Origin of the sequence: Burkholderia sp. Se-20373 (genome assembly GCF_017104705.1) — a bacterium.
Lineage (GTDB): Bacteria > Pseudomonadota > Gammaproteobacteria > Burkholderiales > Burkholderiaceae > Burkholderia.
On sequence record NZ_JAAGPH010000408.1, the window covers coordinates 1 to 252 of the forward strand.

The following is a 252-nucleotide window of genomic DNA, read 5'->3' on the forward strand; positions in this document are numbered from 1 at the left end:
TATGCGGGCGCACCGAGTTGTAGTCCGTGCGCCACGCTTCGATTCTCGTGCGTGCATCGTCGAGACTGACGAACGCATGCTGGTTCAAACACTCTTCGCGCAACCGTCCGTTGAAGCTCTCGATGTGAACCTGTCCGCATTTTTGTGGGCGAGGCGGTTGAACAGCACGTTATCCGCGCGCCTGCATAAATCGCTCTCCGAACAGGATAGCAAACTGGTTCATCGCTGATTTCCAGTCGAAGGCGGACCGCA

Annotated in this window: 1 pseudogene; it reads right to left on the bottom strand. The window is 56.7% G+C overall.

The features are described from left to right. Nucleotides 1-124, bottom strand: a pseudogene (locus tag G3N96_RS39000) (transposase); the annotation flags it as partial. Nucleotides 125-252 lie beyond the last annotated feature (128 nt).